Origin of the sequence: Polynucleobacter sp. MWH-Creno-3A4 (genome assembly GCF_018881885.1) — a bacterium.
Lineage (GTDB): Bacteria > Pseudomonadota > Gammaproteobacteria > Burkholderiales > Burkholderiaceae > Polynucleobacter.
Window position 1 is genome coordinate 582767 of the sequence record NZ_JACXSA010000001.1, and the last position, 20216, is coordinate 602982.

The window sequence follows — 20216 nt, forward strand, 5'->3', positions numbered from 1 at the left end:
ACTCGAAGACCCTAAGCTTCTATTTTTGGATCACGGCCCATGAGCTTTTTTAAGGCCTCTTGGGTGTTTAATCTTCCAGATAAGACTTCGCCCATCATTGCAGTAATGGGCATCTCAACATCTAAGCGTTTTGCTAAATCGGTCACTGCGGCGGCACACAGCACTCCCTCGGCAACATGACCTAATCCAGAGAGTATTTCTGCTAAGGGCCTACCTGCAGCAAGCTCCAAGCCGACGCGACGATTGCGGGAGAGGTTCCCAGTAGCAGTCAAAATTAAATCGCCTACGCCTGTCAGCCCCATGCAAGTCTCAGGTCTGCCACCTGCCGCTTTCACTAGACGCATCATCTCAGCAAGGCCTCGCGTCAGCACTGCAGCGCGTGCATTTAAGCCTAGGTCCAAGCCATCACCAATTCCGGCAGCAATTGCTAAAACATTTTTGATAGCACCGCCTAACTCAACACCAATCAAATCATCACTTGCATAAACGCGCATATTGCTATGATGAAACGCTGACTGTACTACCGCACACAAGTCACTTGAATTACTCGCGATGGTCAATGCACATGGCATGCCAGCCCCTACCTCTGCAGCAAAACTTGGGCCTGATAATGCACCATAAAAATGTTTGATGCCACAACTGTGTAGCTTGTCTTCACGCGCAACAACTTGGTGCGGCAATAGAGCTGTTGTCGGCTCCAATCCTTTGCATAACCAAATAATATTGAGCGGATGCTCAGCAATCGCCAATACTTTAGCAATCGTTTCTGAAAGTCCAGACATGGGTGTGGCGATGACCAATAGATCATCTGCAGAGAGTCTCTTAATAGCCTGAGAAAAGTCACTCTCAAACTGAAGGTTTTTAGGCAGCTCAATGCTAGGAAGATATGGGCGGTTCTCACCGCTTCTCTCGATTTCTGCGAGCTGCGCTTTGCTACGCGACCATAAGCAAACTTGGCCATCTTGAAGATGGCGAGCCGCTTGGGCCGCCATCGCTGTTCCCCAGGCGCCAGCGCCAATCAGGGTGACTTTCATGATCTGTGTGGGATTACAGCCTAGTGAGGGAGAATAATCTTGCTCTCATCAGCAGCGTCGTTCTCTTTGCTAGCTGCTTGTTGAGCTTGCATCAAACGATGCTCATACATGCCGTGGAAATTAATCTCATTCAAATGAATTGGCTGGAAGCCTGCGCGGCTAATAATGTCGGCAATATTAGAACGAAGGTAGGGGTACAAAATGGTTGGGCAAGCGATACCTAGCATCGGATCTAACTGTTGTGGTGGGATATTGTTAAATTCAAAAATACCAGCTTGATTGGCTTCAACCAAAAACAATACTTTTGAATCTAACTTAGATGTCACAGTAGCAATAATCGAAACTTCAAAAAGTTCATCACTCAATGGATTGACCGCAACATCAACTTCCACCTCTACTTGCGGCTCAGAGGCAACCAATAAAATTTGCGGCGCATTAGGCTGCTCAAGAGACAGGTCCTTAAGATAAATACGCTGAATACGAAATCCAGGCTCTTTAGAGCTGTCTGCTTGGGGTGCGGAAGTTTGTTCAGTCATTGCTGTCTTTCTTGACGATTGAATACATTAAACTAATAAAGGGTCGAGCTTACCCGCACGATCCAAAGCCACTAGATCATCGTATCCGCCAACATGAGTCTCACCAATATAAATTTGTGGAACCGTACGACGACCAGTGCGAGTCATCATCATTTCGCGCTGTGCTGGATCACGATCAATCAAAATCTTTTCTAAATTTTCGACGCCTTTTTTGAGTAATAGTTTTTCAGCCATTACGCAATATGGACAAACTTGGGTGCTGTACATCGTTACTTGAGGCATAAATTCCCTTATTTAACCAATGGGAGGGAAGCTTCTTTCCAGGCTTTAACGCCGCCATCAAGAACCCCAACTTCAGAAAAACCGAGCTTTTGCACATCTGTGAGTGCCTTGCGAGAGTGAGCGCCCGTATCGCAAACCAAAACAACTGGGTACTTACGATCCAATTTCAGCTTTTCAATAGCAGACGTGATCTCCGCTGAGTTAACTAATTTAGCGCCTGGCAGTCGACCCTCTTTAAATGCAGCCTCTGGGCGCAAATCGAAAACATAAGCCTTACGACGATTAATCCAAATAGTCGCTTCCGTAGGCGATAAGCCTTTTCCGCTAATAAGCGTAGATAATGTAGGTAGGAAAAGCGCGGCGCCCGAAACAACTAAAAGGGCAATAAGCGCTAAATTATCAATTTGAGTGAGAAAGTTCATCACTGGATTATAGAATGGCTCTATGAAACAACTCGTCCTTATTCGTCATGGCGAATCCGCCTGGAACCTCGAAAACCGCTTCACTGGCTGGGCGGATGTTGACTTAACCCCCAAGGGTGCGGAACAGGCCCTGAAAGCAGGGGAAAACCTCAAAAAAGCAGGCTATGAATTTGATGTGGCCTATACCTCAGTTTTAAAACGTGCCATTCGTACCCTCTGGCATGTTCAAGACAGCATGGATCTCATGTGGTTACCGGTGATTCATAGTTGGCGATTAAATGAGCGTCACTACGGAGCGCTAACGGGTTTGAATAAAGCAGAGACTGCCACTAAATATGGAGACGAACAAGTTCATATTTGGCGTCGCTCTTATGATGTGCGTCCACCATTACTAGAAGCAGAAGATGAGCGCAATCCTAAAAATGATCAGCGCTACTCCAAGCTCAGTACAGAAGACGTTCCTTTAGGTGAGTGTCTCAAGGACAACGTTGATCGAGTATTGCCTTTATGGAATGAATCTATTGCGCCAGCCCTAAAAGCTGGTAAACGTGTTTTGTTAGTGGCGCATGGCAACAGTATTCGCTCGCTCATTAAATATTTAGATCAAATGTCTGATGAGGCCATTATGGAAATTAATGTACCTAATGGCGTCCCGCTCGTATATGAGCTCGATGACAACCTTAAACCCATTCAGCACTTTTACCTAGACTAGATTAAAAAGAAACATGCGTAAATTTCTCAAGAGCTTTGCCCTCATCGCTGTGGGCCTTATTGCTGGTGTAACCGCTACCATCCAACTGTCGGCTACTGCTCAACAAAATACGCAGCTTCCACTCGATGAGCTCCGGACCCTTTCCAATGTCTTTGCACAAATCAAGCGTGAGTACGTTGAACCTATTGAAGACAAGCAACTACTGACCGATGCCGTCAAGGGCATGGTTAGCAGCCTCGATCCGCATTCCACCTTTTTGGACAAAAAAGATTTTGCTGAAATGCAGGAAGCTACTTCTGGAAAATTTGCAGGGCTGGGCATTGAAATCACTTCTGAAGATGGCGTTGTTAAAGTGCTTAACCCAATTGAAGATAGTCCAGCAGCACGGGCAGGACTTCAGGCTGGAGATTTAATTACTCGCCTAGATGACAAACCAGTGCGCGGAATGTCACTTGATAAAGCCGTACGCACTATGCGCGGCACACCCGGCACCAAAATCACCTTAACGATCTATCGAAAGAGCGAAGAGCGTAGCTTTCCGGTAACTATTACTCGAGCAGAAATCAAAGTTCAGTCTGTTAAAGCAAAGATCTTAGATAACGATATTGCTTGGGTTCGAGTGACTAGCTTTCAAGAGCGCACCGTTCCTGATCTTGCCAAAAAATTAACGGAACTAGCCAATCAAGATCCAAAACTTAAAGGCATCATTCTTGATTTACGAAACAATGGTGGCGGCCTTCTACAAGGTGCGGTTGGTGTTGCTGCTGCATTTCTACCAGCCAATGTTGTTGTTGTGTCTACTAAAGGTCAAGCTCCAGACTCTCAGCAAGTATTTAACGCAACCCCTGCCATGTATCGTCTGAGCGAATCCGGAGATCCTTTGGCAGGCGTGCCAGAAATGTTCAAAAAATTACCCATGGTCGTTCTGGTCAACGCCTATTCCGCCTCTGCTTCTGAAATTGTTGCGGGTGCATTGCAAGACTATAAGCGTGCCACCATTATTGGTAAGACAACATTTGGTAAGGGATCCGTGCAAACCGTACGGCCCTTAACGAATGACTCTGCTTTGAAAATCACTACGGCTTACTACTACACCCCAAGCGGTAAATCGATCCAGGCGTTTGGCGTCAAACCAGATATTCCAGTTGATCAAAATAAAGATGGTGATCCTGATGATGTCCTGATCACCCGTGAAATTGATAGTGAAAAACATCTTCGTAATAAGCAGTCTGCCGAAGATAAACTCATTAAAGATCGTGAGCAGCGTCGTCTCGAGGAGTTACAGCGCATTGAAGAAAAGAATGCAAAGAAAACTCCTGAAGAGAAAGAAAAAGATAAGAACAAAAAGCCGCCTGAGCTTGGTAGTGCAGATGATTTCATGCTGACTCAAGCAGTGGCATTTCTGAATGGCCAACCGGTGAAGCGCTCTTCATCCAAGCTCGAGTAGTTTTCACTAATCTACCCATGAATGATGAGCAGTTACTTCGCTATTCAAGGCATTTACTGCTTGAAGAGATCGATGTTTCCGGTCAAGAGAAACTCTTAAATTCTCACGCCTTGGTAATAGGGGCCGGAGGACTTGGTAGTGCTGCGGCCCCCTATTTATCTGCCGCCGGCCTTGGGCACATTACCCTGATAGATCACGATCAAGTGGAGATTACCAACCTCCAGCGGCAAATCATGCATGCAGAGGCACGTGTGAATCAAAGCAAAGTTGCCTCTGGAAAGCAATTTTTACTGGGTCTCAATTCTGGCATTCGGATTGAAACTATTGAAGCCAAAGCAACATCTTCTCTGTTAGATGAATTATTGCCGATCGTAGATATTGTTTTAGACTGCACCGATAATTTTTCTACCCGTCATTTGATCAATGCAAGTTGCGTCAAACATGAAGTGCCATTAGTTTCTGGATCAGCACTCCGCTTCGATGGTCAGATTACGGTATTTGATCCACGGAATACTGCTTCACCCTGTTACGCTTGCATCTTCTCACCAGATGAGCATTTTGAAGAAGTGAGCTGCTCTTCAATGGGAATCTTTTCTCCCTTAGTGGGCATTATTGGTGCGATGCAGGCTGCTCAAGCAATACAGGTGCTGGTAGGCTTCGGAGAGAGTTTGGTGGGCCGTATGCTTCTGTGGAATGCGCGGACTACGCAAATAGATGAATTCAAAATGAGCCGCAACCCCGAGTGCTCGGTTTGCGGCAAGCCCCACTAGGCCAGTAGACGTTCCAAAGCCTTGGCTTGGGCCTCTGGCTCATAAGCCTTCAGGACTCTGGGAATAAGGCCTTTTAACATTCCTACATCAGCCTTCAAAATCTCACGCTTAACTAACAGCAGTTGACTGAAATGCATTGAAAAATCGGTCAAGCCTAAAGCAAGTAATAACTTCGTTAAAGCAGGATCACCGGCCATCTCACCACACACTGCAATCGGCACATTAGCGCGTTTTGCCTGATCAATAATGCTTGCCAACAACTGCAAAATGGCTGGGTGCAACGGATCATATAGATGGGCTACTGCATGATCAGCGCGATCAATTGCCAAGGTGTACTGAATGAGATCATTCGTACCAATCGACAGGAAATCAAATCGATTGATAAAAAGTGGCAGCACTAGAGCAGCTGCCGGAATTTCAATCATAGCGCCCACTTGAATATTTGGGTTGTAGGGTTGGCCACGTTGAAACAGTTGCTGCTTTGCTTTCTCAATCAAGCGGAAAGTTTCATCAATCTCTTTGGCGTGCGCCAACATGGGGATCATAATCCGCGCTTGGCCAAAAGCAGAAGCACGCAAAATTGCCCGCAGCTGGGTTAAGAATATTTCGGGCTCTGTCAAAGACCAGCGGATAGCCCGCAAGCCCAGTGGTGATGTGCCAGTTTGCGATACATCCATTCCTCCAGCACCCAAGGCTTTATCAGCCCCAACATCAATTGTTCTAATGTTGACAGGTAGTCCATGCATTAAATCCACTACCCGGCGGTACTCTAGAAATTGCTGCTCCTCATCAGGGAGTGCTTGCTTACGATCCATGAATAAAAACTCTGATCGAAACAAGCCCACGCCTACTGCGCCCAGCTTGACGGCCTGTACCGCATCCTCAGGCAATTCAATATTGGCGAACAACTCAATCTCAACATGATCCAGAGTTTCTGTTTTGGTGTGCTTGAGCTCCTGCAGTTTGCGAGCTTCTTTGATAGCCTGGCTTTGTAGTTTTCGATACTCTTCAAGCAAGTTAGCATCAGGAGCTACCACTACTACACCTTGCTCACCATCGAGCACCAGCCAATCGCCATGCCGAATCATTTCACTTGCATGGCGAACACCCACCACAGCAGGAATTTCCATGCTACGCGCCACAATCGCAGTATGCGATGTCTTGCCGCCAAGATCAGTAACAAATCCAGTGAAAGCAGAGTCTTTAAAACGCAGCATGTCATGCGGGGCAATATCGTGAGCTACGATGATCGAATCAACCCCTAATTCGCTGGGCGACATTAAATCCGCACTATCCAATGAATCTTTATTCTGGGCATTGATGGCTTTAATCACCCGCTCAGCCACTTGTCGAATATCGTGCGCACGCTCTTTTAAATAGGGATCTTCGATTTCAGAAAACTGCTCTAAAAGATCATTTAATTCGGTGGTGAGGGCCCATGCAGCATTCATGCGCTGGGTGCGGATCAATTGCATTGGCTTTTGCGCTAATGCGGGATCCTCCAAAATCATGCCATGCACATCAAGGAAGGCACCCATCTCCTGCGGAGCATCTTTTGGTAAACCTTTTCGCAGTTGGTTTAACTCTTGTCGAACCTGATCAAAAGCATCTAAGAGCTTTTGAACCTCAAGTTCTTCTTTGCCTGGCTCAACTAAATAATGACTTACCTCCAAAGCTGCACGTGAAATCAGTACTGCCTTGCCGATGGCAATGCCTTTTGATACTGGGATACCGTGCAATGCAAATGTCATTGCTACTCGCCTTCACCAAAGCGGTTATTGATTAATTCTGTCAGAGCCTGCATCGCTTCATCTGCTTGCTCACCGACAGTCTCTAAGGTTACGGTGCTACCAATCCCTGCAGCTAACATCATGACGCCCATAATGCTCTTAGCGTTGATTTGACGCCCATTGCGTGACAGCAGTATTTCACATGGAAATTGTGCTGCCAACTGAGACAGCTTGGCAGAAGCACGAGCATGCAAACCTAATTTATTGATGATTTCGATTTCAGCAACTGGCATGGCAAATTCACTCCCTATTATTCTTGGCCAACCTTAGCGCCGAGACGCAAAATTCCATTTTGGCCACCCGCTAAGGCTTTTTGTGCCAATTCCTCTAAATCCTCTCCACGGTGAGAGATGCAGCGCATCAGCATAGGTAAATTCAAGCCCGCAAGCACAATCACCGGAGCATTCAATCCTGATAATGGTCCAAGCGCTTCAAGCTTAGACGCCACATTCGCAGGAGTTGCACCCATGACATCTGTCAAAATGAGTACGCCATTACCTGTATTCACACCATAGGCAGCCTTCATCACCCGATCAAAGCTCGCTTTAGTATCTTCATGCGGAGGGACATCCACAGCCCTAACGCGCTCAGGAACAATGCCAAAAGTATGCTCTGCAAAGTTCAGCATTGCACTAGCAATCGGTGTGTGGGCAACAATGACGATTCCAGCCATGTTAAGACAAAGCCTTTTCAAGTGTTGATATAAAAAACTGAGCAACATTGAAATCACTTTGGTCTGTGATTTCTACAAAGCATGTAGGGCTAGTGACATTAATTTCAGTGAGATAGCCCCCGATTAAGTCTAGCCCAACCAAGAACAAACCGCGCTGATTCAGGATGGGTGCAAGTCTTTTGGCGATAGCGTTTTCAGCATCACTTAATGGCATTGCAACGCCCTTACCGCCAGCAGCTAAATTGCCACGGATATCTTTACCTTGAGGAATGCGTGCTAATGCAAAGGGCACAACCTCTCCACCAATTAATAGCACCCGTTTATCGCCCTCGGCTATCTCTGGCAAAAAGCGTTGCACCATCAAAGTCCTAGCGCCATTTTCACCAAGGGTCTCCACAATACTAGCCAGATTCAGGCCATCAGAACCTACTCGAAAAACACCCATACCACCCATGCCATCTAAGGGCTTAATGACAATATCTTGATGTGTCTGATGGAATCCCTCTACTGCGCTCAGTTCGCGAGTTACTAAAGTGGGTGGAATGAGCTCTGGAAATTCTGTGATGGATAACTTTTCAGAATGATCACGAACTGCGGCAGGATTGTTAAATACTTTTGCACCCTGTCGAACCGCCGCAGAAAGCAACCAAGTGGTATTGAGATATTCAATATCAAAGGGTGGGTCTGTGCGCATCAATACCGCAGAAAATGATTTGAGCGTGCGTGACTCTAAATGGCCCAGCTCAAACCAAGAAGAAGCACTAGGTTTAACTACCAGGGTTTGACAATCAGCAACAACAGATTCGTCTCTCCACAAAATGTTGCGACTCTGACAAAACCATAAGCGGTGGCCCGCTTCTTGTGCAGCACGCATGATTGCCAAGGTGGAATCTTTTTTAATCTTAAAAGATTCGAGAGGATCGGCAATAAATAGAAAGTCCATGTTTATCAGCTCAATTAAGCCGCTTCAGCATCAGGATCAGTACGCTCAAGCTCTAAAGATGCCGCAAGCAATGCCAGTCGAGCCACTACCCCGTATAAATAGAAGCGATTTGGGGCGGCACTTCCAGGCTTAGCACTCATATCTGGCATGGAATTTTGTTCAAATGCTAAGGGCACAAAATGCATCCCTGGGGCATTGAGATTTTCGTCAGGGCCACGGTCGGTATGTACACGGTAGAAACCGCCAATCACATAGCGATCGATCATATAAACGACTGGCTCTGCGACTGCCTCATTGACCTTCTCAAAGGTATACACGCCCTCCTGAATGAGCACGTCGCTTACTGCTAGACCTTCTTTGACTACGCTCATCTTATTGCGGTCTTTGCGGTTTAGATCCTTGAGTTGTGAAGGATCATTCACCACCATGACACCCATGCCGTAGGTACCGGCATCCGCTTTGACAACAACATAAGGTTTTTCTTTGATGCCGTATTCACGATATTTCTTAGCAGTCTTTTTCAAGACTTGCTCTACGGCAGCTTGAAGTTCTTCTTCACCCTTGCGCTCATGAAAGTTCACATCCGAACAACTCGTGAAGTAGGGATTGATCATCCAAGGATCAATATCAACTACTTTGGCAAACTTCTTGGCAACCTCTTCATATGCAGCAAAATGATTCGACTTGCGACGGACATGCCAGCCAGCATGGAGGCCGGGCAAAAGGTATTGTTCATGCAGATTTTCCAAAATGGGTGGAATGCCTGCAGATAGATCATTATTTAAAAGGATTGAGCATGGATCAAAATCTTTTAAACCCAAGCGTTGTTTCTTTAAGCCCAAACGAGAGAGGGGTTCCATTAATAGGCGATTGCCATCAGGTAACTCAATCCAAGTGGGTTTCTTGATTTCTTCCGAAAAAGTACCCAGGCGCACATTCAAACCAGCTTGACGCAAGATGGAAGACAAGCGTGCAATATTTTGCAAATAAAAAGTATTGCGGGTATGACGCTCTGGAATCAATAATAAATTTTTGGCTTCTGGGCAAATCTTCTCAATGGCAGCCATTGCAGCCTGAACGGCCAAAGGCAACATCTGCGGAGAAAGATTATTAAAGCCGCCAGGAAAGAGATTGGTATCTACCGGCGCTAGCTTAAAACCAGAATTTCGTAAATCAACTGAGCAATAGAAAGGCGGGGTATGTTCTTGCCATTCCAACCTGAACCAACGCTCGATGGTTGGGGTTGCTTCTAGAACCCTAGACTCTAGTTCGAGTAAGGGGCCGCTTAAGGCTGTGATGAGATGTGGAACCATTCCACCATTGTAAGATTATTAAAAGAAAGACGCGGAATCCAAGGATTCCGCGCTTAAAAACCGAGCAGCCAACCAAGGCCGCCCAGTGAGGGGTAATTTACTGATTAAGACTCGTATGCAGCCTCACCGTGTGAGCTGATATCCAAGCCTTCGCGCTCTTCTTCTTCTTTCACACGTAAACCGATCACGATATCAATCAATTTAAATGCGATATAAGAAACTACGCCAGACCAGATCAAAGTCGTAATCACACCTTGAGCTTGGATCCACAATTGGCTAGCCATGGAGTAGTCAGGGGCTGTAGCATTCGCTACGTAATCCCAGATACCTGTGCCGCCCAATGCTGGATCAGCGAAGATGCCGGTTAACAAAGCGCCTGAGATACCACCTACGCCGTGCACACCAAATACGTCCAAGCTGTCATCTGAGCCCAAGATCTTCTTGAGGCCAGTTACACCCCAGAGGCAAACTACACCAGCAAATGCGCCGATTGCGATTGCGCCCATTGGGCCAACAAAACCAGCAGCAGGAGTGATAGCAACCAAGCCTGCTACGCAACCAGAAGCTGCGCCCAACATGGATGGCTTACCTTTGAGAACCCATTCAGCAACAGACCAACCCAATACAGCAGCAGCAGTAGCTAAATATGTGTTCACGAAAGCCAATGCTGCGCTGCCGTTTGCTTCGAGTGCAGAACCAGCATTGAAACCAAACCAGCCAAACCACAAGAGTGCAGCACCAGTCATGACATAAACGAGGTTATGTGGCTTCATTGCTTCTTTGCCGTAACCAACACGCTTGCCGATCACGAAAGAACCTACCAAGCCAGCAATCGCGGCATTGATATGAACAACGGTACCACCAGCGAAGTCAAGAATACCTTTTTGCCATAACCAACCAGCACGAGCAGTAATTGCTTCGAGTGATGCAGCATCTTTGATGTCATCAGGACCAGGCCAGAACCAAACCATGTGAGCGATTGGCAAGTAGCTGAATGTGAACCAAATAACCATGAACACCAAGATTGCAGAGAACTTAGCACGCTCAGCAAAGGAGCCAATGATCAAGCAGCAAGTGATAGTTGCAAACACAGCTTGGAATGCCATAAATACATACTCAGGAATCACAACACCCTTACTAAAGGTTGCTGCTACTGAGTCTGGATTCATACCAGTCAAGAACAGTCGATCGAATCCACCAATGAATGCGCCACCTTCCGTGAATGCAATGCTGTAGCCGTAAATTGACCAAAGCACGGTAATCAAAGAAAAGACCATAAAACATTGCATGCAGATCGACAGAATGTTTTTACTACGTGTCAAACCACCGTAGAACAACGCCAAACCAGGAAGCGTCATCAACAGCACTAATGCTGTAGATACCATCATCCAAGCGGTATCAGCCTTATTGCACTTTTCAGAGCAAAGTACTGGCGCAGGTTCTGCAGCTGCAGGAGTTGCTGCCGGAGCAGTAACTGCAGGTTTTTTTACTTCATCAGCATGCGCTGGCGAAGTAACTACTACACCAGCAGCGCCAATGGCTAAAGCCACAGCACCACCAGCAACGAGTCGTTTCATCCAAGTTAACATTTTGAACCTCTCTTTAAAGTGCTGACGCGCCGGTTTCACCGGTACGAATACGAATGACGTGCTCAACTGGTGAAACAAAAATCTTGCCATCACCAATCTTGCCTGTACGTGCAGATTTTTCAATTGCTTCAATCGCACGCTCCAAAATGCCATCTTCAACAGCAGCTTCAATTTTTACCTTAGGCAAAAAGTCGACAACATACTCAGCACCACGATACAACTCGGTGTGACCCTTTTGACGACCGAAGCCTTTAACTTCAGTGACGGTAATGCCCGAAACTCCCACTTCTGAGAGAGCTTCGCGCACTTCGTCAAGCTTGAAGGGCTTGATGATTGCGGTAATTAATTTCATATATTTCTCCGTTCAGAGTGGAAATTAGAAAGTCTTTGTTAAAGAAATCAAGCCAGTGGACTTACCCAAGTTCTTGCCCTGTGGGCTTGAATAAGCATAACCACCCATATAGGTTGCTGCATTAGTTCCCACATAAGCAATCGCTGCAGATAAGCCGCCACCGAAATCTTTAGTCACGCCTAATTTCCAATCGGTATAGCTGTACAAAGTGCTATTACTCGTTCCGTTGTTAATAGTGTTTCCAGCATATGATGTCGAACCATTATTCAGGTTTCCAGCAACGTACTGGTAACCTACGTGGCCATTCAAGGCTAAGCCCCAAACACCAGTATCGTAATTTACCGTCAAGTCTGGATAATATGATCCAGATGAATTAGCAGTACCAAACAATGTTGAAACTGCATAAGACACTTTTGCAAAACCAGTTACAGGGCCAAAAGTAAAGTTTTGCGCCACATAAATCTCACTAGTATTTGGATTGGTTGAGCCATTAGGCAAGCCTGAAGTTGGGTAGTAGTACTGAAGGAATCCAATATCTGAAGCAAAACCCTCGCCAATCAATTCCTTTTTGAAACCAGCATAGAAGTCCATTTCAATCGGCGCTGATACAGCTGTGCCTGAAGAAGCCTTGCCACCGTAGCTACCAGCCTGGCCATATGAATCACTGATCCAGCTAATTGAGCTATTCCAGTTTCCAATATAGAAACCACTCTCGTGAGCATAGTCAAAACCGCCTTGAATCGCTGGCTTAAAGTTTGATTGGCTGATACCACGATAGCGGTAATCATTAACGATAGTCACGTTTGCGGTAATTGGGCTAACTTCTGGTGCTTCTGCAGCTGCCTCTTCAGCAAACACAGATGAGCAAGCCAAGCCGCTCAACAATGCTACTGCTGCTGCAGACATTGCTTTCTTGTGTAAAGTTTTCATGTAATGCTCCTTACTGGTTGTAATAAAAAAGGGTTGAATGCCAAATGCATGGAGTGATATTGATGGTTTGGGGGTTCATGGATTTGTCACAAATCCCCTAATTAAGGCATATGCACTTTATTGGTGCTTAATATTGCACCATGACTGTGAATTTAAGGTCTTTTTGGGCATTTTTAGCTGTTTTACCCCTTTTTTGGGACCCAACATAAAATATCAATGTGTATCTTTTATGCAACTTTTTTAAGAACTGCAAAGGCCCCTCATGCAAAAACCTGGCGAAATCCTCGAGCAAATGCAACGTATTGCAAGTGATATGCAAAACAAGGTGAGTGAAGCTATTCGCAATTCACCAGCACAAGAAATAGAAAAAAATGTTCGCGCAATGATGAACCAAGGTTTTCAGAAAATGGATCTGGTCACTCGCGAAGAGTTTGACTTGCAAACCAAAGTGCTTTCAAAGACCAGAGAAAAGCTAGAAGCGCTCGAAGCTAAAGTTGCCGCCCTAGAAAAAACTGTTTAAGTTTTTTTACTCTGGGTAGAACTCATTAAAAAAGTTTGCGTATTCTTCTTGAGATAAGAGAATCTTCGGAGAGTCTCCATTTGCATTTGAATGCAAAACAGATACTTGATAAATCATTGCATCTCCATTACTCGACTGCCGCGTGATCCAGCGCACTCGCATTTGTTGCTGCGCTCTTTCATTCAAATTAAAAGTGATGAAATAATCCGTCGTTGCCAAACGTTGACGATTGTTTGTTTGGTAGGTTGTCGACTCTTCTATTACTGTGCCACCAGATGCCTTAGCTCTATCGAGCAAATTACTTTTTAGTTTCACAACAATCTTTTCGGTCACGGCAGCTTGATTCACGGGAACCTGGATCGTACCAATCGAATAAATATCATCATCCACCTTTGCTGCCTCAAGGGTTTGATTGAGCTCTTGATCTTGGTACGGAATATGGCGCTCTAATTTATCTGGCTTGCCAGGAAACAAAGCGCTATATCGCTCTTGAGGTGATTGAACAGTGCGCCAATCTAGCTTCGGACTACAGGCTACCAACAAAATAAATGCTGACAGTAATACGCCAACCTTAAGGACTCTAAACAACTCCTGCTCCGTGAGCTTGTTGATCCGCATGGTAGCTAGACCGCACCATAGCACCCACAGCAGCATGGGAGAAGCCCATGGCATAGGCTTTCTCTTCAAACATCTTAAATACATCTGGGTGTACATAGCGACGCACTGGGAGGTGGTGGCCAGAAGGCGCAAGATACTGGCCGATTGTTAGCATGTCGATATTGTGCTCACGCATATCTCGCATCACTTCTAATATCTCTTCATCTGTTTCACCAAGGCCGACCATCAAGCCACTCTTGGTAGGAATATTGGGAAAGCGCTCTTTGAAATCTTTTAAGAGCTTTAAAGAGTGCAAGTAATCCGCACCTGGCCTCGCTTCTTTGTATAGGCGTGGAACAGTTTCGAGATTGTGATTCATCACATCAGGTAAACCGTTAGGCGCATGCTCTGCAAAAATATCTAAGGCTTTATCAAGACGACCACGAAAATCTGGAACTAAAACCTCAATACGAGTACTTGGTGATAGGGTGCGCGATTCAGAAATACATTCCACATAATGCATTGCGCCACCATCACGTAAATCATCGCGATCCACGCTAGTGATTACAACGTAATTTAATTTCAGGGCCGCAATAGTACGGGCAAGGTTACCGGGCTCTTTCTGATCCAAGGGATCAGGTCGGCCATGACCCACATCACAAAATGGGCAGCGACGGGTGCACTTATCACCCATGATCATGAATGTGGCAGTGCCTTTACCAAAGCACTCACCGATATTGGGACAACTTGCTTCTTCACATACGGTAACCAATTCATTTTCGCGAAGAATCTTTTTGATCTCATTAAAACGAGAATTTCCAGAAGCCGCTTTTACCCGAATCCAATCTGGTTTTTTTAAGACATCTTCTAGAGGAATAATCTTGATTGGAATGCGCGCAGTTTTTTCTCCAGACTTTTGCTTACGAGTTGCATCGTAGTTAAGGTCTTGACGAGACTCTATCGTTGTCTTGGTATCAGTTTTATTGGTGGTCATGTGGCATCAGTTGCTTTTGTAAATGCTCCAAAAGCCTTTGGCTAATAATGTCTATATTGTCCTTGATCCCAAGGGTTTGCATATCCACCGTCTTTAAGCCCTCATAACCACAGGGGTGGATGCGGCCAAATGCCTCCAAATCAGTCGCCACATTGAGCGCTAGGCCGTGATATGAACAGCCTTTAGAGACCTTTAGACCTAGAGCAGCGACCTTGGCCCCAAACCACTGAGCGGGCACTCCAGGCTGCTTAGAAACATAAATCCCTGGAGCGCCAACTTGCCTTTCCGCAGCAATTCCACAATCTTTCAAGGTATCAATTAAGGCTTGCTCGATTCTGAAGACCAACTCTTTTACAAAAATTCCAAGTCGCTTGAGGTCAAGCAAAAGATAAATCACGATTTGCCCGGGCCCGTGATAAGTAATTTCACCGCCACGATCCACTTGTATTAACGGAATTTGATTGCTTGGTGAATGTAAATTACTAGCATCACCCGCAAGACCCAATGTAAATACTGGTGGATGCTCTAGAATCCAAATCTCATCTGGAGTTGAGTGATCACGCTGACTAGTGAAGACGAGCATCGCCTCATAGGTTGATGCGTAATCTGCAATGCCAAGATGCTTTACTAAGACAGACATCAACTAAATTACAGAACAATACTAACGAGTGGGTGTGTCGATAGTGTTCGATACAACTCATCTAGCTGCTCACGACTCGTCGCAGTAATCGGCAAAGTCAGACCCAGGTAGTTACCATCCTTAGACGGGCGTTGCTCGACCTTGCTCTCATCAAATGTGGGATCAAATTGTTTTGCAATATGCAAAATCGCAGGCAAATACTCAGGATTCGTCTTGCCCATGACCTTAATCGGAAATAGCGAAGGATACTCAATGAGGGATTTTTCTTCAGCCATAATTTTCTCTTATCTCAATGATTGTTTACGGTGGTCTGGCATGCCCAGCCAGGCACCAGTAATGATGTTACGAATGCAGTGCAACCTGCGGTGGAAGAAATGGTCTGCACCTGGCACCACTTGTACTGTGAGCTCTTGTGGGCGCGCCCAATCTAGTACATCAATGAGTGGAATTGTTTCATCCAACTCACCATGAATCAAAATAGTATCAGCAGGTACAGGAGCTAAAGTCCACTTACCGGCAGCGCTACCGACCATCACTAGTCGCTCAGCTGGGCGACCAAGGTCAATCAGTCTCTGTACTAAATGGCTCCCCACAAAACTGCCAAACGAGAAACCAGATACCACCAGTGGCAATGCATTCACAGTGCTAACCCAAGCTTGCTGGGCGGTAGCCTCAAAGGATGTCCAACTTGAAGGCGTTCTCATCCAATCAGTTACATGCAACAAATCCTCAAGCTCACCGACACCATCATCATGCAGGCCTGCAGTGCCTCCAACCCCACGAAAATTCGGACGCACGCTAACAAAGCCTAGCTGATTAAAAGCCCGCGCCATCGTTGCCGCAACCTTGTTATCCATGGTGCCCCCCATCAATGGATGAGGGTGTGCAACTAAAGCTAAACCACGAATTACAAATGTTGGATCATTTTTCAATTCATCTGGAAGATCAATAGACATTTCTATCGAACCCACGAGGCCATCAATATGAATGATTTTTGTACGGCTATTCATGAACATACTTTCAACAATAATTAAGCCAACTGCAGGCGCTCAACTGGGCGCCCAGAAATTAAATGGGATTGAATGATTTCTTCTATGTCTTCCTCATCTATGAAGGTATACCAGATACCCTCTGGGTAAACTACCATCACAGGACCCTCTGCGCAGCGGTCCAAGCAACCCGCTTTATTCACCCGAATTTTTCCGGGACCCGCAAGACCCAGTTCTTTCACTCGATTTTTTGCATAATCAAATAGCGCAAATGCATTATGTAGATCGCAACAGTTGTCTCCATTGCTGCGTTGGTTCAAACAAAAAAATAGGTGGTGTGTAAAACTCATAGACATTATCTTTTTCTGTACTGCGGGTTAAATTCGCCAACGTGATAAATCATCCAAGTCAATGCGATTGGTAACCATACTACCGAAACCCATTGCATCAAATCATTAAAATGTAACAAGCGTCCTTGATTCCAGTGCCGCAAGTTCATGATGAAATAAGGATTATCCGGCAAGACGTTAATGGCAATAGTGGCGATACCTAAACAGCACAAAGCTAGCCAAAACTTACTGCCCTGACCTAAGCGCAAAGCCCATCTCAACAAAATGCTTGCTAACACCATGCCCCATAAGGCGCCTGCTGTCAGCCAGATCAAACTAAATTCGCCACCGAATTGCAGGGCAGTAAATAAGATCTTAATCAACACCGTTAAACACAAAAGTCCATTCAGAATTCGCCACTGCGGGGCCTTGGAACGTAACCCTAAAGACAGTAACAAAGCGACGCCAAGCCAACATAAAGCAGTGATTAAGGTCTCTTGGACTACTTGATTGATTACTAGGGTTCCCCAATCAATCGAGCCAAAAATCGCATGGCCCCATACACCTGTACCCAACCAAGAACTTTGAGGATAAATTTGCGACCAAGGAAATAGTAGGAAAAGAGCGCAGGCACCCCAATTCAATCCAAACCATTGATCAAAACGTCGTCGTACAACGCTGCCTGATAACCATTGAGGGCCTAATGGAATGGCTAGCAAGCCCCCCAAGAGACCTCCAAAGATATTAGCCCACCAGTCCATCAAACTGGGTACTCGGGTGGGTAACCATGACTGTAAGGTCTCTACACTGATCGCCAAAATGGCGCTGAGGCTTAGAGCAATCCCCAAAGCAACAAAATTGCGCCACCGTGGATAAGCAGCAAATACCAACAAAAAACCAAACGGGATATATGCGAGGATATTGACTGAAACATCAAATAAAGTAATAAATCGCGGTAGAGGAGCGTCTATCCAAGACCAGGCATCAATGCCATTCTGAAAGTCAAAGTCAAAGGGATTTAGGCTGATGTAAATGATCAAGAGTGCATAACTGAGGCTCATGACCCTAGCTAAAGGCATGGCCTGCAAAGGCCAAACAAACTTATAGGGGCGCTGATCTTTTTGATCCATCCCACAATTCTAGGTCAGACCTTTCTACAATGGCGAAATGACTGCCAATTGCATCCTTGAACGCGTTACTGAAACTCAATCCACAAATGATGACCTCCTGGAGCGCTGGCGCGCGGGAGAGCTTATTGACCCCGTCGCTCGGCTTGCCCATAAGCAAACCGCAGGCAAAGGCCGGGCAGGGCGGAGCTGGTTCGCCAAGCCAGGCGACTCCATCAGTTTTTCATTAGCCTACCCCTTCAAAAGAACCCCCGCAGAAATGACTGGACTGAGTCTTCTGGTTGGAATGGCTGTTATTACCGGAATCGCAGAAGCCTTAAATCTTGATTCCAATGTTTTGCATCAAGCAGGCTTACGCTTAAAGTGGCCAAATGATTTACTTCTAAATAACAGCAAACTCGGCGGCATTCTCATAGAGGGCGGCCAAGCCAAAGCAGGCAATAGCACTTGGATGATTATTGGTATTGGCATGAACTTGCGCAATCGCGCTGCTATTGAAGCTGGACTTGATAATCCGTCTGGACTCAAGATAAGCACACTAGATCAACTCATTACAGCGCCTGCAGAGTTACCCGATACGGAATATCTTTGGATCAAATTGATTGCAGCTCTAGAGAGTGCACTCAAGCAATTCGATGAAGTCGGTTTTGCCCCATACCAAGCACAATGGAAACGCTGGGATGCCTACACTGGTCAGGCGGTGTCTATATCGGGTATCGGCAAAGAGCCCATTCATGGTATTTCACAAGGCATTGATGAAACCGGCGCATTACTATTGCAGCAAGACAATAAAACGCTCGTGATTCATGCGGGCGATGTATCCCTAAGAGCACAATCATGAGCCTTTATTTACTGTTTGATGTTGGCAATACACGCCTTAAATGGGCTGCAGTTGAGTCTACTCAACAACCCTCAGACCGACAGAAAAAGCTATGGGCTTACTCTGGATCGATTAGCAGTAAATCTTTAGCCTCGCCTGAACATAAAGCAGAGCTAACAGATTACATTTCGAAGACTTTACCCAAACCTGATGCGATTGGCTTTACTTGCGTTGCTGGTAGCGAAGCTATTGAAAATCTCAAATCACTTTTTCCACAATGGAGTGATGTCCTTTGGCAGCAGCTCAAAGGCAATAGTGAATGTGCGGGCCTGCGGACACTCTATCAAGATTCGAGCAAGCTTGGTGCCGATCGCTGGGCTGCAATGATTGGGGCACGCGCACTTTCAAACACCAATACCATCGTCGTTAATGCCGGCACCGCAACTACCATAGACCTTCTCGGTGCTAATGGAGTGCACTATGGTGGCTGGATATTGCCAGGACTTGAGCTGATGCAAAAGAGTTTAGCGGGTAATACAGCCGCACTCCCTCTGGCCGTGCGTGAGGGAGACTCTGATGGATTTGGTTTATCAACTAATCAAGCCATTATTGGTGGATGTGATGCTGCACAAATTGGCGCTATTCAGTATGCAGTCGCTCTAGCAAAAGAAATGAATTGTCCAGTTGAGCGAATTTGGCTTGATGGCGGCAATGCTCAGATTTTTGCGAGAGAGATGCACAAAATGAAATCTCAAACTTCCTGCGTCATAGAGATCACTGAGGGCTTAGTGCTACGAGGAATTTGGGCGTGGCTACTACAAAATCTCTAAGAGCGGATCTTACCTAACAAGCTTGTCGTAGAGCGCTCGTATAAGAATGGGATCGCAATAGCTTTTCCGCCCCAGGTCTTGACTAACTTTGTTTCCGCTAGAGTATCGATTTCATAATCGCCACCCTTGACGTAAATATCAGGACGCATTTCTTCAATCAAATTCACTGGCGTTTGCTCAGTAAAAAGCACTGCCATATCAACACTCTCCAGCGCAGCTAACAGCGCCTGTCGATCTGCTTCAGAGTTAATAGGTCGGTCATCACCCTTACCCAACATCTTTACTGAGCTATCTGAGTTCACCCCCACCACCAAACTTGCCCCTAAAGCACGAGCCTGCGCCAAATAACTGGCGTGACCTCGATGCAAAATATCAAACACTCCATTAGTAAAAACCAAGGGTCTAGGTAGTTTTGCCACTCGGCTAGCCAGTTCATCCAGAGGGCAAATTTTGGATTCGAAAGAGGGCAGTGGCAATGTACTCATAACTCAATATTAATAGCATTAGCCAATGCTCAGCGATATTGCCCAGAATGTCTTAGACTTGCACTCTATTCACCCAATCCCAGAAGGTCTCA

The 20216-nt window shown here is 45.9% G+C and carries 26 protein-coding genes; 6 read left to right on the forward strand and 20 right to left on the reverse strand.

Features of this window, described 5'->3' with window-relative positions; translation table 11 throughout:
* Positions 1–11 precede the first annotated feature (11 nt).
* The 4 genes from IEN92_RS02835 to IEN92_RS02850 are packed head-to-tail and all read right to left on the reverse strand — an operon-like array spanning position 12 to position 2274.
* Positions 12–1034 (reverse strand): NAD(P)H-dependent glycerol-3-phosphate dehydrogenase, encoded by a 1023-nt coding sequence (locus tag IEN92_RS02835; protein ID WP_216160407.1) that lies wholly within the window; start codon positions 1032–1034, stop codon positions 12–14.
* A 20-nt stretch (positions 1035–1054) separates the two neighbouring features.
* A complete protein-coding gene (gene secB, locus IEN92_RS02840) occupies positions 1055–1570 on the reverse strand; it encodes a protein-export chaperone SecB (protein ID WP_216160410.1) in 516 nt (171 codons plus the stop codon).
* 27 nt (positions 1571–1597) lie between these two features.
* Positions 1598–1852, reverse strand: a complete 255-nt coding sequence (gene grxC, locus IEN92_RS02845; protein WP_216160413.1) for a glutaredoxin 3 — start codon at positions 1850–1852, stop codon at positions 1598–1600.
* 8 nt (positions 1853–1860) lie between these two features.
* A complete protein-coding gene (locus IEN92_RS02850; protein ID WP_216160417.1) occupies positions 1861–2274 on the reverse strand; it encodes a rhodanese-like domain-containing protein in 414 nt (137 codons plus the stop codon).
* 22 nt (positions 2275–2296) lie between these two features.
* On the opposite strand from IEN92_RS02850, the gene gpmA reads away from it, so the two are divergent.
* Genes gpmA through IEN92_RS02865 form a run of 3 tightly spaced genes read left to right on the forward strand, consistent with a single transcriptional unit; the run spans position 2297 to position 5203 of the window.
* Positions 2297–2986 carry a 2,3-diphosphoglycerate-dependent phosphoglycerate mutase gene (gpmA, locus tag IEN92_RS02855; protein ID WP_216160420.1) on the forward strand — a complete coding sequence of 230 codons (690 nt, stop codon included), beginning with the start codon at positions 2297–2299 and terminating at the stop codon, positions 2984–2986.
* A gap of 13 nt (positions 2987–2999) precedes the next feature.
* Entirely contained in the window at positions 3000–4433 is a 1434-nt protein-coding gene (locus tag IEN92_RS02860; RefSeq protein WP_215374232.1) for a S41 family peptidase, read from the forward strand.
* A 17-nt stretch (positions 4434–4450) separates the two neighbouring features.
* Positions 4451–5203: a HesA/MoeB/ThiF family protein gene (locus IEN92_RS02865; RefSeq protein WP_216160423.1), complete on the forward strand. Its 753-nt coding sequence runs from the start codon at positions 4451–4453 to the stop codon at positions 5201–5203.
* On the opposite strand, the gene ptsP is transcribed toward IEN92_RS02865, so the two are convergent.
* The 8 genes from ptsP to IEN92_RS02905 all read right to left on the reverse strand — a co-directional run bounded on the left by ptsP (position 5200) and on the right by IEN92_RS02905 (position 12793).
* The gene (ptsP, locus tag IEN92_RS02870; protein WP_215374235.1) at positions 5200–6954 is read right to left on the reverse strand and encodes a phosphoenolpyruvate--protein phosphotransferase; all 1755 of its coding nucleotides are present in this window, start codon (positions 6952–6954) and stop codon (positions 5200–5202) included. The two genes, IEN92_RS02865 and ptsP, sit on opposite strands and share 4 nt — an antisense overlap.
* Before the next feature lie 2 nt (positions 6955–6956).
* Positions 6957–7226: an HPr family phosphocarrier protein gene (locus tag IEN92_RS02875; RefSeq protein ID WP_215374237.1), complete on the reverse strand. Its 270-nt coding sequence runs from the start codon at positions 7224–7226 to the stop codon at positions 6957–6959.
* A 17-nt stretch (positions 7227–7243) separates the two neighbouring features.
* Positions 7244–7666, reverse strand: coding sequence for a PTS sugar transporter subunit IIA (locus IEN92_RS02880; protein WP_216160427.1), 423 nt, complete (start codon positions 7664–7666; stop codon positions 7244–7246).
* 1 nt (position 7667) lies between these two features.
* Positions 7668–8609 carry a glutathione synthase gene (gene gshB / locus IEN92_RS02885; RefSeq protein ID WP_216160430.1) on the reverse strand — a complete coding sequence of 314 codons (942 nt, stop codon included), beginning with the start codon at positions 8607–8609 and terminating at the stop codon, positions 7668–7670.
* Positions 8610–8623: 14 nt separating this feature from the next.
* Complete coding sequence (gene gshA / locus IEN92_RS02890; protein WP_215374242.1) at positions 8624–9922, reverse strand: glutamate--cysteine ligase; 1299 nt, start codon at positions 9920–9922, stop codon at positions 8624–8626.
* 104 nt (positions 9923–10026) lie between these two features.
* Entirely contained in the window at positions 10027–11511 is a 1485-nt protein-coding gene (locus IEN92_RS02895; protein WP_216160434.1) for an ammonium transporter, read from the reverse strand.
* Between the two features lie 13 nt (positions 11512–11524).
* Positions 11525–11863: a P-II family nitrogen regulator gene (locus tag IEN92_RS02900; RefSeq protein WP_011903792.1), complete on the reverse strand. Its 339-nt coding sequence runs from the start codon at positions 11861–11863 to the stop codon at positions 11525–11527.
* 24 nt (positions 11864–11887) lie between these two features.
* Positions 11888–12793 (reverse strand): TorF family putative porin, encoded by a 906-nt coding sequence (locus tag IEN92_RS02905; protein ID WP_216160437.1) that lies wholly within the window; start codon positions 12791–12793, stop codon positions 11888–11890.
* Positions 12794–13055: 262 nt separating this feature from the next.
* Here IEN92_RS02905 and IEN92_RS02910 point away from each other — a divergent pair, with 262 nt between their 5' ends.
* Positions 13056–13313 carry an accessory factor UbiK family protein gene (locus tag IEN92_RS02910; RefSeq protein WP_216160440.1) on the forward strand — a complete coding sequence of 86 codons (258 nt, stop codon included), beginning with the start codon at positions 13056–13058 and terminating at the stop codon, positions 13311–13313.
* A 6-nt stretch (positions 13314–13319) separates the two neighbouring features.
* Here IEN92_RS02910 and IEN92_RS02915 read toward each other — a convergent pair whose 3' ends face one another.
* From IEN92_RS02915 to IEN92_RS02945, 7 genes are read right to left on the reverse strand one after another with little or no spacing between them, the layout of a single operon-like run.
* Positions 13320–13901, reverse strand: a complete 582-nt coding sequence (locus IEN92_RS02915; protein ID WP_216160443.1) for a hypothetical protein — start codon at positions 13899–13901, stop codon at positions 13320–13322.
* Entirely contained in the window at positions 13894–14904 is a 1011-nt protein-coding gene (gene lipA, locus IEN92_RS02920; RefSeq protein ID WP_215374250.1) for a lipoyl synthase, read from the reverse strand. Before lipA ends, IEN92_RS02915 begins: the two co-directional genes overlap by 8 nt.
* Positions 14891–15547: a lipoyl(octanoyl) transferase LipB gene (lipB, locus tag IEN92_RS02925; RefSeq protein WP_370623858.1), complete on the reverse strand. Its 657-nt coding sequence runs from the start codon at positions 15545–15547 to the stop codon at positions 14891–14893. The genes lipA and lipB overlap by 14 nt, the downstream gene beginning before the upstream one ends.
* 5 nt (positions 15548–15552) lie before the next feature.
* The gene (locus IEN92_RS02930; RefSeq protein WP_216160449.1) at positions 15553–15819 is read right to left on the reverse strand and encodes a DUF493 family protein; all 267 of its coding nucleotides are present in this window, start codon (positions 15817–15819) and stop codon (positions 15553–15555) included.
* 9 nt (positions 15820–15828) lie between these two features.
* Positions 15829–16554, reverse strand: a complete 726-nt coding sequence (locus IEN92_RS02935) for an alpha/beta hydrolase (protein ID WP_216160452.1) — start codon at positions 16552–16554, stop codon at positions 15829–15831.
* A gap of 20 nt (positions 16555–16574) precedes the next feature.
* Positions 16575–16883 (reverse strand): ferredoxin, encoded by a 309-nt coding sequence (locus IEN92_RS02940; protein WP_370623859.1) that lies wholly within the window; start codon positions 16881–16883, stop codon positions 16575–16577.
* Positions 16884–16888: 5 nt separating this feature from the next.
* Positions 16889–17992, reverse strand: coding sequence for a VanZ family protein (locus IEN92_RS02945; RefSeq protein WP_215374263.1), 1104 nt, complete (start codon positions 17990–17992; stop codon positions 16889–16891).
* Between the two features lie 37 nt (positions 17993–18029).
* Between IEN92_RS02945 and IEN92_RS02950 the strand changes: the two genes are divergently transcribed.
* Complete coding sequence (locus IEN92_RS02950) at positions 18030–18830, forward strand: biotin--[acetyl-CoA-carboxylase] ligase (RefSeq protein WP_216160458.1); 801 nt, start codon at positions 18030–18032, stop codon at positions 18828–18830.
* Complete coding sequence (locus IEN92_RS02955; protein ID WP_216160461.1) at positions 18827–19639, forward strand: type III pantothenate kinase; 813 nt, start codon at positions 18827–18829, stop codon at positions 19637–19639. Before IEN92_RS02950 ends, IEN92_RS02955 begins: the two co-directional genes overlap by 4 nt.
* Here the strand turns inward: IEN92_RS02955 and rfaE2 are convergent.
* Complete coding sequence (rfaE2, locus tag IEN92_RS02960) at positions 19636–20124, reverse strand: D-glycero-beta-D-manno-heptose 1-phosphate adenylyltransferase (RefSeq protein ID WP_216160464.1); 489 nt, start codon at positions 20122–20124, stop codon at positions 19636–19638. The genes IEN92_RS02955 and rfaE2 overlap by 4 nt on opposite strands.
* Positions 20125–20216: the final 92 nt, after the last annotated feature.